Source organism: Arthrobacter sp. zg-Y877, assembly GCF_030373105.1.
Classification (GTDB): domain Bacteria; phylum Actinomycetota; class Actinomycetes; order Actinomycetales; family Micrococcaceae; genus Arthrobacter_B.
On sequence record NZ_JAUCPU010000003.1, the window covers coordinates 126,805 to 139,830 of the forward strand.

At 64.5% G+C, this 13,026-nt stretch carries 11 protein-coding genes and 3 tRNA genes; 2 read left to right on the forward strand and 12 right to left on the reverse strand.

The window, feature by feature from the left end:
• Positions 1 to 134: 134 nt before the first annotated feature.
• A complete protein-coding gene (gene tsf / locus QNO03_RS08085) occupies positions 135 to 974 on the reverse strand; it encodes a translation elongation factor Ts (protein ID WP_229949986.1) in 840 nt (279 codons plus the stop codon).
• 129 nt (positions 975 to 1,103) lie between these two features.
• Entirely contained in the window at positions 1,104 to 2,009 is a 906-nt protein-coding gene (rpsB, locus tag QNO03_RS08090) for a 30S ribosomal protein S2 (RefSeq protein WP_229949976.1), read from the reverse strand.
• 458 nt (positions 2,010 to 2,467) lie between these two features.
• Here rpsB and QNO03_RS08095 point away from each other — a divergent pair, with 458 nt between their 5' ends.
• Entirely contained in the window at positions 2,468 to 3,043 is a 576-nt protein-coding gene (locus QNO03_RS08095) for a M23 family metallopeptidase (RefSeq protein ID WP_289602908.1), read from the forward strand.
• A gap of 74 nt (positions 3,044 to 3,117) precedes the next feature.
• Here QNO03_RS08095 and QNO03_RS08100 read toward each other — a convergent pair whose 3' ends face one another.
• The 8 genes from QNO03_RS08100 to QNO03_RS08135 all read right to left on the reverse strand — a co-directional run bounded on the left by QNO03_RS08100 (position 3,118) and on the right by QNO03_RS08135 (position 10,142).
• Positions 3,118 to 4,302 (reverse strand): acyl-CoA dehydrogenase family protein, encoded by a 1,185-nt coding sequence (locus QNO03_RS08100; protein WP_229949972.1) that lies wholly within the window; start codon positions 4,300 to 4,302, stop codon positions 3,118 to 3,120.
• 198 nt (positions 4,303 to 4,500) lie between these two features.
• A tRNA-Ile gene (locus QNO03_RS08105) sits at positions 4,501 to 4,574 on the reverse strand.
• A gap of 60 nt (positions 4,575 to 4,634) precedes the next feature.
• Complete coding sequence (locus QNO03_RS08110; protein WP_289602909.1) at positions 4,635 to 5,828, reverse strand: glycosyltransferase; 1,194 nt, start codon at positions 5,826 to 5,828, stop codon at positions 4,635 to 4,637.
• Entirely contained in the window at positions 5,828 to 6,757 is a 930-nt protein-coding gene (locus tag QNO03_RS08115) for a DMT family transporter (protein WP_289602910.1), read from the reverse strand. The genes QNO03_RS08110 and QNO03_RS08115 overlap by 1 nt, the downstream gene beginning before the upstream one ends.
• 48 nt (positions 6,758 to 6,805) lie before the next feature.
• Complete coding sequence (locus tag QNO03_RS08120) at positions 6,806 to 7,441, reverse strand: CDP-alcohol phosphatidyltransferase family protein (RefSeq protein WP_289602911.1); 636 nt, start codon at positions 7,439 to 7,441, stop codon at positions 6,806 to 6,808.
• A gap of 36 nt (positions 7,442 to 7,477) precedes the next feature.
• Complete coding sequence (locus QNO03_RS08125) at positions 7,478 to 8,266, reverse strand: phage holin family protein (RefSeq protein WP_289602912.1); 789 nt, start codon at positions 8,264 to 8,266, stop codon at positions 7,478 to 7,480.
• Between the two features lie 98 nt (positions 8,267 to 8,364).
• Positions 8,365 to 9,801 (reverse strand): sugar porter family MFS transporter, encoded by a 1,437-nt coding sequence (locus QNO03_RS08130; RefSeq protein WP_289602913.1) that lies wholly within the window; start codon positions 9,799 to 9,801, stop codon positions 8,365 to 8,367.
• Between the two features lie 268 nt (positions 9,802 to 10,069).
• A tRNA-Asn gene (locus tag QNO03_RS08135) sits at positions 10,070 to 10,142 on the reverse strand.
• A gap of 112 nt (positions 10,143 to 10,254) precedes the next feature.
• Between QNO03_RS08135 and QNO03_RS08140 the strand changes: the two genes are divergently transcribed.
• Positions 10,255 to 10,701: an NUDIX hydrolase gene (locus QNO03_RS08140; RefSeq protein ID WP_289602914.1), complete on the forward strand. Its 447-nt coding sequence runs from the start codon at positions 10,255 to 10,257 to the stop codon at positions 10,699 to 10,701.
• Positions 10,702 to 10,735: 34 nt separating this feature from the next.
• Here the strand turns inward: QNO03_RS08140 and QNO03_RS08145 are convergent.
• Positions 10,736 to 10,808 (reverse strand) — tRNA-Asn (locus tag QNO03_RS08145).
• 73 nt (positions 10,809 to 10,881) lie between these two features.
• The gene (gene dnaG, locus QNO03_RS08150; RefSeq protein WP_289602915.1) at positions 10,882 to 12,954 is read right to left on the reverse strand and encodes a DNA primase; all 2,073 of its coding nucleotides are present in this window, start codon (positions 12,952 to 12,954) and stop codon (positions 10,882 to 10,884) included.
• Positions 12,955 to 13,026: the final 72 nt, after the last annotated feature.

Here is a 13,026-nt window from a genome sequence, read left to right on the forward strand (position 1 = left end):
GTGCCTCCCGGGCATAGGTGCTTACTGCTTTAAGACTAGTGAGCTGTTCTGGACAGGCAAAAGGGGTGGTCACCTCGGTGACCACCCCCTCTGTCTTGATGACGTTTCCGTCGAAGCCGTTGCTGCCTAAATAATTAGGCGCCTACACGGAAGCGGGCGAAGCCTGCCGGTGCAACACCGGCTTCTTCGAGCACCTTGCCTACGGTCTTCTTAGCGTCCTTGGCGAACGGCTGGTCCACCAGGACGATTTCCTTGAAGAAACCGGTCAGGCGGCCTTCCACGATCTTCGCCAGTGCGCCTTCGGGCTTGCCCTCGGCACGGGCCGTCTCGTCAGCGATGCGGCGTTCGTTCTCGACCGTTTCTGCCGGAACTTCGTCGCGGGTCAGGTAGGTCGGAGCGTATGCAGCGGTGTGCACGGCAATGTCGTGGGCTGCGGTTGCAGCTTCTGCGCCTTCGCCGTCAACAGCGAACAGCACGCCGACCTGCGCCGGAAGATCCTTGGAGGTCTTGTGCAGGTAAGCGTCGACAGTCTTGCCTTCGATGCGTGCCACGCGGCGGACAACAACCTTCTCGCCGAGGATGGCGCCTTCTTCGACAACAACCTCGGACAGCGGCTTGCCGTCGACGTTGAAAGCGAGGAGGGTTTCGGCGTCGCCGGCAGCGGACTCAACAGCAGCGGCCAGGACCTTGTCGGCCAGCTCGATGAACTTCGGGGACTTGGCTACGAAGTCAGTCTCGCAGTTCAGTTCGACCATGACGCCGACGGTGCCGTCGATGACCTTGGCAGCAACCAGGCCCTCAGCGGTGGAACGGCCTTCACGCTTGGTCGCACCCTTCAGGCCCTTGATGCGGATAAGCTCCATGGCCTTGTCGGCATCGCCGTTAGCCTCGTCCAGAGCCTTCTTTACATCCATCATGCCTGCGCCGGTGCGTTCGCGCAGTGCCTTGATATCAGCAGCAGTGTAGTTCGCCATTTGGACTCCAGTCCTCCCGTAATAAGTATTGGTGCGGTTCTGCCAGTGCGGCTGGCCGGTTATACCGGCCAGCCGCACCACAACCTAAGGTCCGTGGGAATCGATCCCCGGACTCAGGAAATACGTTCTTTACTTCTCGGTTACTTCGGCTGCCGGGGCGTCAACGATGGCGTCGACGTCAGCGGCGGGAGCCTCAGCAGCTTCGGCGGCGGGAGCTTCGGCAGCTTCAGCGGCCGGAGCTTCAGCAGCGGCGTCAGCGGCCGGGGTCTCAGCAGCGCCTTCGAGGAGCTCGCGCTCCCACTCAGCCAGCGGCTCAGCCGGAGCTTCCGTGTTGCCGGACTTGTTGTGGCGGACGATCAGGCCCTCAGCCACGGCGTCGGCAATGACGCGGGTCAGCAGGTTCACGGAGCGGATGGCGTCGTCGTTGCCCGGGATCGGGAAGTCGACGTCGTCCGGATCGCAGTTGCTGTCCAGGATGGCAACAACGGGGATGTTCAGCTTCTTGGCCTCGTCAATGGCGAGGTGTTCCTTCTGCGTGTCAACAATCCAGAGCAGGGACGGAGCCTTGGTCAGGTTGCGGATGCCGCCGAGGTTGGTTTCCAGCTTGGTCAGTTCACGACGGAGGAGCAGCAGCTCCTTCTTCGTGTGGCCGGAGGAAGCAACGTCGTCGAAGTTGATCTCTTCGAGTTCCTTCATGCGCTGGATGCGCTTGGCGACAGTCTGGAAGTTGGTGAGCATGCCACCGAGCCAGCGCTGGTTCACGTAGGGCTGGCCAACACGGGTGGCCTGCTCTGCGATGGCTTCCTGTGCCTGCTTCTTGGTGCCGACGAACAGGACGGTTCCGCCGTGGGCGACAGTGGCCTTGACGAACTCGAAGGCACGGTCGATGTAGGACAGCGACTGCTGCAGGTCAATGATGTAGATGCCGTTGCGCTCGGTGAAGATGAAACGCTTCATCTTCGGGTTCCAACGGCGGGTCTGGTGACCAAAGTGAACGCCGCTGTCGAGCAGCTGGCGCATGGTAACGACGGGCATGTCGTCACTCCTTCCGGCAGCAGCCGTGCGCACGGCGCACTGGTCCTACTGCCAATTGACGGTTTTAGCTGTACGCCCGGGCGGGCGGAGCTCCTGGTGTCCATCAGCCGTTACCCCTGAGGGCTTCAGCATGCTTCCCCTGCCGGCGTTGCCGGACCGTTGGAGATGCACCCCCGCCGTGGCGGAGATAATTGGGACACGCGTAGTCAGATTTCCGTGCCTGTTATTCAATCCCCGGGGGTAAATCCCCAGGGGCTGAACCTGGACCAGATCCGGACGCGAGCGTCCGGGCAGGGTCCCATGGCACAGCAAGCTGCTCCGTCAAGTGTACTACAGCGCCCGGCTGCTCCTTCCCCCGCTCCTGCACCCTGCCTCCCCGCCCGGCTTCGGTCCCCCCGCGCTCCACAGGCCGCCCGGGTTGGGATCTGACGGAACCCGTCCGGGCGCACTCTTGCCAAATGAACCAACCCCATCCGCTGCTGCTTGCCGCGGTGTTGGCTGCGGCCGCACTGGCACCGGCGGCGACGGCGGACCCCGCCCCCGCGGACCCCGCTTCCTCTGCTGTTTCCGCCCCCGGTCAGGCTGCCGTTCCAACACCCGGCACGGCTGCCGCGTATTCGCCGCCCTGGGACTGGCCGCTGGACCCGGCACCCACCCGTATCCGCTACTTTGATCCTCCGGCGCAGCCGTGGCTTGCGGGACACCGGGGAGTGGATCTCGCAGCCTCCAGCGGCATGGAGATACTGGCCCCGGCGGACGGACTCGTTGTCTTTGCCGGCCGGGTGGTGGACCGGCCGGTCCTGACGATTGACCACGGCGGCGGCCTGAAGAGCAGTTTCGAACCCGTCGAGGCTTCCGTTCCGGTGGGCACGGAAGTGACTAAAGGCACCGCGATCGGGTCGGTCGGCTCCGGAGCGCACTGCAGCCTGGCATGCCTGCACTGGGGAGTGCGTCTGAATGGGGACTACGTGGATCCGCTGAATTATGTTTCCGACCGGCGGCCCTCGGTGCTGCTGCCGGTGCCGTCCCGTTAAACGTCCCGGCCGGGTCCTTGTGCAGGACCCGGCCGGGGTTCTTTACTGGTCCCGCAGACGGGATCCCGGGAGGGCTAGACGAACGCAGCCACTCCGGTGATCGCGCGTCCGGTGACCAGAGTGTTGATCTCATACGTGCCTTCGTACGAGTAGATAGCTTCGGCGTCGGCGAAGATCTTCGCCATGCCGTAGTCGGTGACAATGCCGTTGCCGCCCAGGATGCTGCGTCCCAGGGCTACGGATTCACGCATCCGTGCGGTGGTGAAGGCCTTGGCCAGGGCGGACTGTTCGTCCTTGGCCTGTCCCAGGTCTTCGAGCTGTGCCAGGCGCACCATCATGCCCAGTGAGGCGACGGTGTTGCCCAGGATCTTTACCAGCTGTTCCTGCACCAGCTGGAAGGATGCCAACGGCTTGCCGAACTGCTTGCGCTCCACGGCGTACTTGCGGGCGACGTCGAAGGCGGCCATCTGCTGGCCGACTGCCTGCCAGGCGACAGCCAGGCGGGTGACCTTCAGGACCTTGTTGGTGTCACGGAAACTGTTGGCGCCCTTGAGGTGGAAGTCATCGCTCACCACAACGTTGTCGAGAACGATGTCCGCGTTCTGTACCGTCCGCAGGGCAATCTTGTTTTCGATCTTGGTTGCGCTGTAGCCCGGGGTCTTGGTGTCCACGAGGAAGCCCTTGACCTGGTTGTCTTCAAGGTCGCGGGCGTAGATGACTACCCAGTCGGAGAACGTGGCATTACCGATCCAGCGCTTTTCACCGTTGAGGATCCAGTTGTCCCCCTCGCGGCGGGCGGTGGTGCGGGTGCCGCCGGCGACGTCGGATCCGCCCAGCGGTTCGGTCAGGCCGAACGCGCCGATCTTCTTCATGGCGTAGATGTCCGGGAGCCAGGCTGCCTTCTGCTCCTCGGAAGCCAGCGCTTCAATGGAGCCGGTGAAGAGACCGTCGTGAACGCCGAGGAAGGTGGCAAAGGACGTGTCGGCGCGGGTCACTTCTGCGTGGCAGAGACCGGCGAAGAGGTTGGAGTAGCCCTGGCGGTACACCGGGCTCATAACGTCCAGTTCGGCAAGCTTGGGGATCATGTGGTGCGGGAATTCACCGGCGTTCCACCAGTCCGCTGCATGCGGCTTGACCTCTGCTGCGAGCCAGGCACGGATTTCGTGCAGGCGGTCGCGCTCCTTGTCAGTGAGCAGGTCCTCGAATGCGTAGAAGTCGCCGTCCGGGTACGGAAGGTTGTCGACGTCGATAATTCCCATGGAAAATATTCCTTCGCTGCTGATCATCGGTGATCTGCTGGAACCCTTCGGGAACCGGCAGGGACCATGTTACCCACGAGTAACAACGATCACAACGTCCAGCCGGATTTGTTCCCGCCAGGGCACCACGCGGCCTGCCGGGGCAGGGGATCTCCAATGAAAAACCCGCCAGGTACATGACCTGGCGGGTTTTGCCGGTAGGGCTGGTGGGGCTTGAACCCACGACCCACGGATTATGAGTCCGCTGCTCTGACCAGCTGAGCTACAGCCCCGGATGCCCAAAAGGCAACGATGCCATCCTAGTGGGTCCGGGGACTGGACAACCAATCAGTTCACACGACGCCTTCCGCCGGTTTCCCGCGGTAGAGGCCTTCAAAGGTGGCCAGCGTGGCCTGCAGGCTGTGCCGGTCCACCATCTCGCGGCTGAACTTGCCCATTTCCCGCCGCTGCTCCGGGGGCAGTTCCAGGATCTCCGTGATGCGGCCGGACAGCTCGTCGCTGTCCCCCGGCGTGAAGAGGTACCCGTTGCGGCCCTTGTCCACCAGATGGGGCAAGGCCATCGCGTCAGCGAGCAGTACGGGCTTCGAGGCCGACATGGCCTCCAGCGTGACCAGGGACTGCAGTTCGGCGGTGCCGGGCATGCAGAACAGATCCGCCCGGAGGTACGCCTCGCGCAGTTCCTCATCGGAGACCAGCCCGCGGAAGACCACCCGGTCCTGCAGGCCCAGCCGCTGCACCTGGGCTTCCAAGGCAGAGCGGACCTCGCCGCCGCCGATAATCTCCGCCCGCACGCCCAGGTGGGTGGGGGTCTTGGCGACGGCATCAATCAGCACGTCCACGTGTTTTTCTTCGGCCAGCCGGCCGACAAAGAGGACCGTGGGAGCCTCGTGCGGGGTGATCTGCTCACCCTCATGCAGCTCGTACACCGATGCATCAATCCCGTTGGACAGCGGCATCACGTCGTGCAGGAAGGCGTGGCGGTGCATTGCTTCGGCAGCCAGCGGCGTAGGCGTGGTGACTACCTGGGCCTGGCCCATCACCTTGCCCATGTCCTTCCAGGAGTTGGTGGCCACAATCCGCTTGAGCCATTTCGGGAACGGCAGGAACGGGTCCAGGTTCGCCGGCATGAAGTGGTTGGTCGCGATCACGCGGATGCCGCGCCTGCGGGCCTCGTAGAGGGTGTACTCCCCCACCATGTAGTGGCACTGGATATGCACGACGTCGGGCTGCACCCGGTCGAACAGCAGGGTGATTTCCTTCTTGATCTCCCACGGCAGGCAGATCCGCCAGTATTCGTGGGTGGGAACTCCGTGGGAACGCAGGCGGTGGACCGGCCATTCACCCTCGAGGTCGCTGCGGCTGCCGCCGTCGACGTCGTTCGGCGCCAGGACGTGCACATTGTGCCCGAGCCCGTGCATTCCCTGGGCCAGCCGGAAGCCGAACTGGGCGGCGCCGTTCAGGTGGGGAGGGTACGTGTCACAGGCAATGAGGATCGTCAGCGGTTTGTCTACCGGGGCGTCGGTCACTATGAAGGTCCTGCTTTCGGATTCTTTGAGGCCGGCTTTTGCCGCCTCCGCTCTTCGTTCCGACGCTGGATGACGTCAGGGTGGTACCTCGAAAGGGCAACGACCCCAACAATAGCAATGAGCGCAGCAATCGACATGGCCACGGCGGCGACGGCCGGGACATCCGGGCGCAGTTCGTGCAGGACTCCGATGCCGATGGCGATCCCCACCATCGGGTCGATCACGGTCAGTCCGGCGATCACCAGGTCCGGCGGGCCGCTCGAGTAGGCGTTCTGCACAAACCAGGATCCCAGCGCACCGGCAGCGGCAATGGCCACGATGGTGTACCACGGGACGTTCAGCAGGAACCGGCCGTTGGGGTTCAGCAGGTCGCCGGCAATGACCTTGGTCAGGACGGCCACGAACCCGAAGAGCACGCCGGCACCGAGGATGTGGGCAATGGCTTTGAGCCGCTTGCCGAAGACCAGGTTCAGGCTGCCGAAGAAGACCACAACGACGGCGAGGATGAGGACAATGGTTAGTTCCTGCCGGGGCTCCACCACCTGTTCGGTGCGCGTCACGAGGATGGCCAGCGACACGAACAGCATGCTCCCGGCGACGCACGCCGTGATCGCTGCGACGGTGATGCGGTTCAGGTGCAGGCCCTGGTCCCGTGAATTCACCACGGTGGTGATCACCAGGGCAATGGAACCGATGGGCTGCACGACCGTCAGCGGAGCCATGGACAGCGCGGCCACATTCAGGGCCATGCCGGTGCCCAGCAGGAGCAGCCCAAAAAGCCAGCGGGGATTGCGCAGCAGGCGGGTGATCTGGGACGAGTTCAGGGACAGCCCGCCGGTGTCGGCGCTGACTGCGCTTCCCTGCCGCTGGGCGCCGAAGGCAAGGAAGAAGGCGCTGGCCAGGGCGCAGGCGACGGCGATGCCTACCATCGTCGCGCTCCCGGGGTTGGCGCGGCTACCGGCCGGAGGGATGGAGTCCTAGGGTGCATGGCCGGTTCCGGCCGTGGCGTGCCCGCGCTGGTGCAGATACTTCCGCCAGGCGGCGACCAGGTATCCGGCGGAGGCTGCGACGTGGCCGATGCACCCCAGGGCGAGCATAAGCAGGCCGGCGGACGCCAGCTCCCGGAACCCAAACCCTTCAACCCGGTCCAGCAGCAGCAGGAGCGCGCCAAGGACCAGCAGCGCGGTGCGGATCTTGCCAAGGATGCTGACCTCCACCTGGGGGCTGCCCCGGAAGAGCAGCAGCGAGTTGATGGTCAGGAGGGCGTCGGGAATGGCGATGCTGAGGATCAGCCAGGCCGGGGCAATGCCGTCCACCACGAAGGTGGCCGCCACGATGATGAGCGCGACGCGGTCCGCCACGGGGTCCAGCCACTGACCCGTCGTGGAAACCTGGTTCAGCCGGCGGGCCAGATATCCGTCCACCCAGTCCGTGCACCCCACCGCTGCCAGGGTCAGGAAGGCGCTCCCATAGCGGTCCTGGCTGACGAACAACACAAACAGGGGGATGCCGAGAAAGCGAAGGACCGTGACCAGATTCGGTATGGTCCAGAACCGTTCCAATACGGTGATTTCCGTATCGGGACGCGCTCCGGCACCGATGAATCTGATCACGGTCCGTTCCCCTCGTCAAAGATGTACGAGTACAGCTTACTTTTGTGCGAGCCGCCGGAACATGATGAGCAGTGCAAGCAGGGATGCGGCCATTACCGACAGCGGCTGCCAGCGTTCCTTGATCATGGCCAGGACATCGTCCGACGTGGACGGCGCACCGGTGCTGTCCCCGGTGCCGCGTGATGCGGCGGCGCGGCGGGATTTCAGCTCCTTGATGCGTGCCTTGACGTCGACCTTTTCGCCCAGTCCGTCACGGACGGCGGCGAGGTGCTCGCGGCGCTGCCGGGCACGGGTGCGCAGTTCCTCGGGCGTGGGCGGCTTCGGGCCTTCGGGCTGGTCGGCCTTCTCCGCCTTCTTGTCCTTCTTCTCCTTCGGCTCCTTGGGCTTGTCCAGGGTTGCCGGGTCGAAGCTGCGGCCTTCCTTCAGCACGCCGACGTCGTAGCGCACGCCGCGGATGGCCTCTTCGGGAAGCAGGGGCAGTGCCTTCTTGAAGCGGCTGTAGCCGATAAACCCGGCGATGCCTGCGATCACAAGGAAGAGCGCGGCGACCAGCAGACCGGCCAGCCAGCCCGGGAGGACCAGTGAAAGCGCCAGGATGGCGGCCACGAGCAGGGAAATGGCCAGCGCAGCAACCATCAGCAGCGCCACCACCATAAAGGCCGCCGCGATGCCGGCTTTGATGCCCTTCTGCTTCATTTCCGCTGTGGCGAGGGCAAACTCGTCATTCAGCTGACGCGGTGTCAGGCGGGCCAGAACCTTCGCCAGCCCCACCAGCGACGAGCTTCCTGCCGTGCGCTGCGTCCGAGTGCTAGCGGAGCGGTTCATGCGCCCAGCCTCCGTCTGTTGAGTATTCACCGTTGCCATAACCCCAAATTACCATTCTCCTCAGCGATAACTGCCAGCACATCAGCATCATGTGCAGGTCAGGACGTTTCGAGGCCCTCGCGGTCCTCGAGCTCGCGGCCGGACAGCTCTGGAAGTTTCGTCTTCACGAACCAGAAGGACAGCACTGCGAATGCGGTAAAGATGGCGTACATGATCCAGACCCCGAAGTTATCGCTGACCCACGGGAAGGCAAGGGTAACGATGAAATTGAAGATCCAGTTGACCATGGCGCCCAGGCCCAGGGCCAGCGACCGGATGTTGTTCGGGAAAACCTCGCCGAGCGTCACCCACATGACCGGACCCCAGGTGGCCGCAAAGAAGACCACAAAAAGGTTCGCTCCGACCAGGGCGACCGGCCCCCAGATGCCGGGGAGCGACACCTCACCGTCTACGTCCACAGCCTGGAAGAACGAAACCGTGGCTGCCAGCAGGCCCACGAACATGCCCGCCGAGCCGATCATCAGCAGCTTGCGCCGGCCGATGCGGTCCACGAAGGCAATCGCGACCAGGGTCATCAGCACGTTCACGATCGAGGTGATCACCGACGTCGTGAATGAATCGCTCTCGCTGAAGCCCACGGACCGCCACAGGGTGGTGGAGTAGTAGAAGATCGCATTGATGCCGACCAGCTGCTGGAACGCTGCAATGGCCATACCGACCCAGAGGATGGGCTGGAGTCCGAAGCGGGGGCCGCGCAGGTCGCGGAACGTCGGCTGGGGACTCTTGAAGCTCTCACGGATGTCGGCGATCTTGCGGTCCGTGTCCGTGACGCCGGAAATACTGGTGAGGACCTTGGCTGCTTCCGCGTCCCGGTTCTTCCGGACCAGGTACTGCGGGGATTCCGGAATGGTCAGTGCCAGGACACCGTAGACGATGGCGGGAAAGACGCCGACCAGCAGCATCCAGCGCCAGGCGGGCAGGCCCCACCAAAGTTCGCCGAGCGCGCTGCCGGCGGTATTGGCCAGGAACGCGTCGGACAGCAGGGCAGCGAAGATGCCGAGGGTGATGGCCAACTGCTGGACGGAGCCCAGGGCGCCGCGCCATTTCGCGGGCGCCACTTCCGCGATGTAGCCGGGGGCGATCACTGACGCGGTACCGATGGCGAGGCCGCCGATCAGCCGCCAGAGCATGAGGTCCCATTCGGAGAAGGCCAGGGCCGACCCCACGGAGTTGGCGGCAAACAGTACGGCGGCGCCGACCATAACCAATTTGCGGCCCAGCTTGTCCGCCAGCTGGCCGGCGAACCATGCGCCGGCAGCGCAGCCGAGCAGGGTGATGGCTACGGTAAAACCAAGGATGCCCGGGCTAAGGGTGAACTCCTCACCAATGGCATCCACGGCACCGTTAATGACGGCGGTATCGAAGCCGAACAGCAGACCACCCACCGCTGCGGCAACGGTGACACCGATCACCTTGCCGGGGTGGGCTATCCGTTCGGATCCGCCCTTGTTAGGTCCTGGCTGAGTCGCGCCCATCGACCGTTCCTCGTTTTCTCTTCAACTTGCTGCGTACACGTGACTGGTGTCAAAACACTTAAGCCTACGCATAACCCTAAGCATGCTTGTGCATGCACGGTAGCCGAAGCGCTCTTCCGGCCGCCGAACAGGGCCGCTCCGATGCCGGGTGCGGTACGCGGGTAACGCCAATGGGCACTCCCCCATGGGTCGCTCCGGGAGCGCCGTCCGCGGGCAAAGAAAAAGGGCCTGCGCCCGGGGAAAACCCGGTCACAGACCCTTTGCGTTGCTCCCCCGACTGGACTCGAACCAGTAACCCTTCGATTAACAGTCGAATGCTCTGCCAATTGAGCTACGGGGGAAAGCGGCGTCCTCAACTATACAGGACGTTGCCGGTGCATCCGAACCGGAGATAAATCCCCTCTCCCGCGGGCTGTCAGGTTGGAGCACTGCCGGACTGTGAGACTGTTGCGCATGATCAAACCGGTCCGGAAAGTCGTTTGCTATGCCGTCCAGCAGGATCATCTGCTGGTCTTCACCCACAACGCGGTGCCGCTCGAAGTCACGGGCGTGCAGGTCCCTGCCGGGACCATCCGGCCCGGTGAAGAGCCGGCTCAGGCTGCAGTCCGTGAACTGCAGGAGGAAACGGGACTGACCGGAAGGGTGCAGAGGTACCTCGGCAAATCCGTCTACGATCTGCGGCCGAAGCGGTTCGAGCTGGCTACCCGGCACTTTTACCAGCTGGAGGTTTCGGTCAGTGACCTCTCGGCCCGCTGGGAGGCTGGGGAGCCGGATCCGGACGACGGCGGATCCCCCGCCTCCTGGACCTGCTGGTGGATGCCGCTTCCCCAGGCGCACGTCCTCGCTGCCGGGCTGGGCGCGATGCTGGGTGAGCTGGGACAGTACAAAAAAGACCCCTGACCTGCATGTCTGCAGGCCAGGAGTCTTATCGTTGCTCCCCCGACTGGACTCGAACCAGTAACCCTTCGATTAACAGTCGAATGCTCTGCCAATTGAGCTACGGGGGAAAGCGGCAGGTTTTACTTTACAGAGATTCCGCGCCGAAACGAAATCGGCGCCCGGCCGGAGGAACCCGGGCCGTTACTGGTCTCCGCGCAGTGCGCGGCGCTGCGTCTCGAGCTCCATAAGTTCCCGGTTGAGCTGGTGGAACAGTTCCGGATCGGCATTGGGATCCAGGCGCTGCAGCTGGCCCAGCTTCTCCGCCTTGAGGTGCGTCACCTGCAGCTCAAAGAGCCGGTTCAGGATGTCACGGCAGTACAGCAGCAGCGCATCGGCGTCCCGTGCGGGCAGCGGCGTGACAGCCAATTCGCTGACGAAACCACGCAGTGCGTCCGGCAGCTCCTCGCGTACCCGCTCCACCCAGGCGGCAGGCGAGTCGCCGGCTTCCCCTGCCGCACGGACCGCGTCGTGGACGGCGACATAGGCGGGCACGGTAAACCGGGCTGCCTTGAAGCGTTCCCACTGCCCGGCGTCCAGCATGCCCGGCTGCTGCAGGGCGACTTCCAGCGCCTGGCGTTCCATCCTGGCGGCAGGATCATTCGGATCCGGACGGCCGAAAGCGGGCGCGACCTCCGGTTCCTGCTGCTGGCCGTACTGCTGCTGTCCCCCGCGCTGGCCGTACTGCTGCCGGTCATCGCGCTGGCCGTACTGTGCCTGCCCCCCGCGCTGCTGGCCGTACTGCTGCTGGCCGCCGCGCTGCTGTCCCCCATACTGCTGCCCGGTCTGCTGCTGGCCGCGCTGAGAGACCTGCTGCGAGTTCTGCTGTCCGTCCTGGCGGCGTCCGGCCGGTACCTGCTGGCCGGAGCTGTCTCCGGCCTTCCCGCGCTTCGCTGCTGCGTTGACCGCCCGGGTGACGTCGTCGACGTCGGTACCCAGCCAGCCGGCGAGCTCCCGCGCGTATGCCGGCCGCATGGCCGGATCACGGATGTCCGCGACCACCGGCGCCGCGGCACGCAGGGCCGAGATGCGGCCTTCCACCGTGTTGAGATCGAACTTACGCAGCGTTGACCGGATGGCGAACTCGAACAAGGGGCGGCGGGAATGGATCAGCTCGGCTACCGCCGAGTCGCCGTGGGTCTGCCGGATGTCGCAGGGGTCCATACCGTTAGGGTCCACGGCCACGTAGGTCTGCGCAGTGAACCGCTGGTCCTCTTCGAAGGCACGCAGGGCGGCTTTCTGTCCGGCGGCGTCGCCGTCGAAGGTGAAGATGACCTCTCCCCCGGTGCCGTCGTCGGAAAGCAGCCGGCGGGCGATCTTGATGTGGTCGGTGCCGAACGCCGTCCCGCAGGTGGCAACGGCGGTGGTGATGCCGGCCAGATGGCAGGCCATCACATCGGTATAGCCCTCCACGACGACGATCTGCCGGGTCTTGGCAATGTCCCGCTTCGCAAGGTCAATCCCGTAGAGCACCTGGGACTTTTTGTAGAGCGGGGTTTCCGGGGTGTTGAGGTACTTCGGGCCCTGGTCGTCTTCGTAGAGCTTGCGCGCGCCGAAGCCGATCACGGCACCGGTGAGGTCGCGGATCGGCCAGATCAGCCGGCCGCGGAACCGGTCATAGAACCGCGACGCGTCCGAGCCGGTGGAAAACATGCCCGTCTCAGCCAGCTCTTCGCGGGTGAATCCCTTGGACGTGAGGTGCTTGAGCAGCGAATCCCAGCCCTGCGGTGCGTAGCCGACCCCGAAATGTTCGGCCGCTGACGGGTCGAAGCCGCGTTCCTGCAGGAAATTCCGCGCCGCTGCGGCGCCCTGCGTGCCCAGCTGGCTGCGGAAGAACTCCGCTGCCACCTTGTGGGCATCCAGCAGGCGCTGGCGTTTGCCCACGTCTTCACGGCGCGGACCCGTGCCGCCGTCTTCGTAGTGCAGCTCGTAGCCCAGACGGGCTGCGAGTTTCTCCACTGTTTCGGAGAAGGTGCCGTGGTCCATCTTCTGCACGAAGGAGATGACGTCGCCGCTCTCCCCGCAGCCGAAGCAGTGGTAGGAGCCCACCTGCGGCCGCACATGGAACGACGGCGAGCGCTCGTCATGGAAGGGGCACAGGCCCTTGAAGGAGCCGATGCCCGCCGATTTCAAGGTCACATAACCGTCGATCACTGCTTTGATGTCAGTGCGCAGCCGCACTTCATCGATATCTTCACGCTTGATCAGTCCGGCCATAACACCCAGTCTATTCTTCCCCGCCAAACCGGCACCTTTCCCGGCACAGCAGCGGGGGCGTCCCTGCCGTCC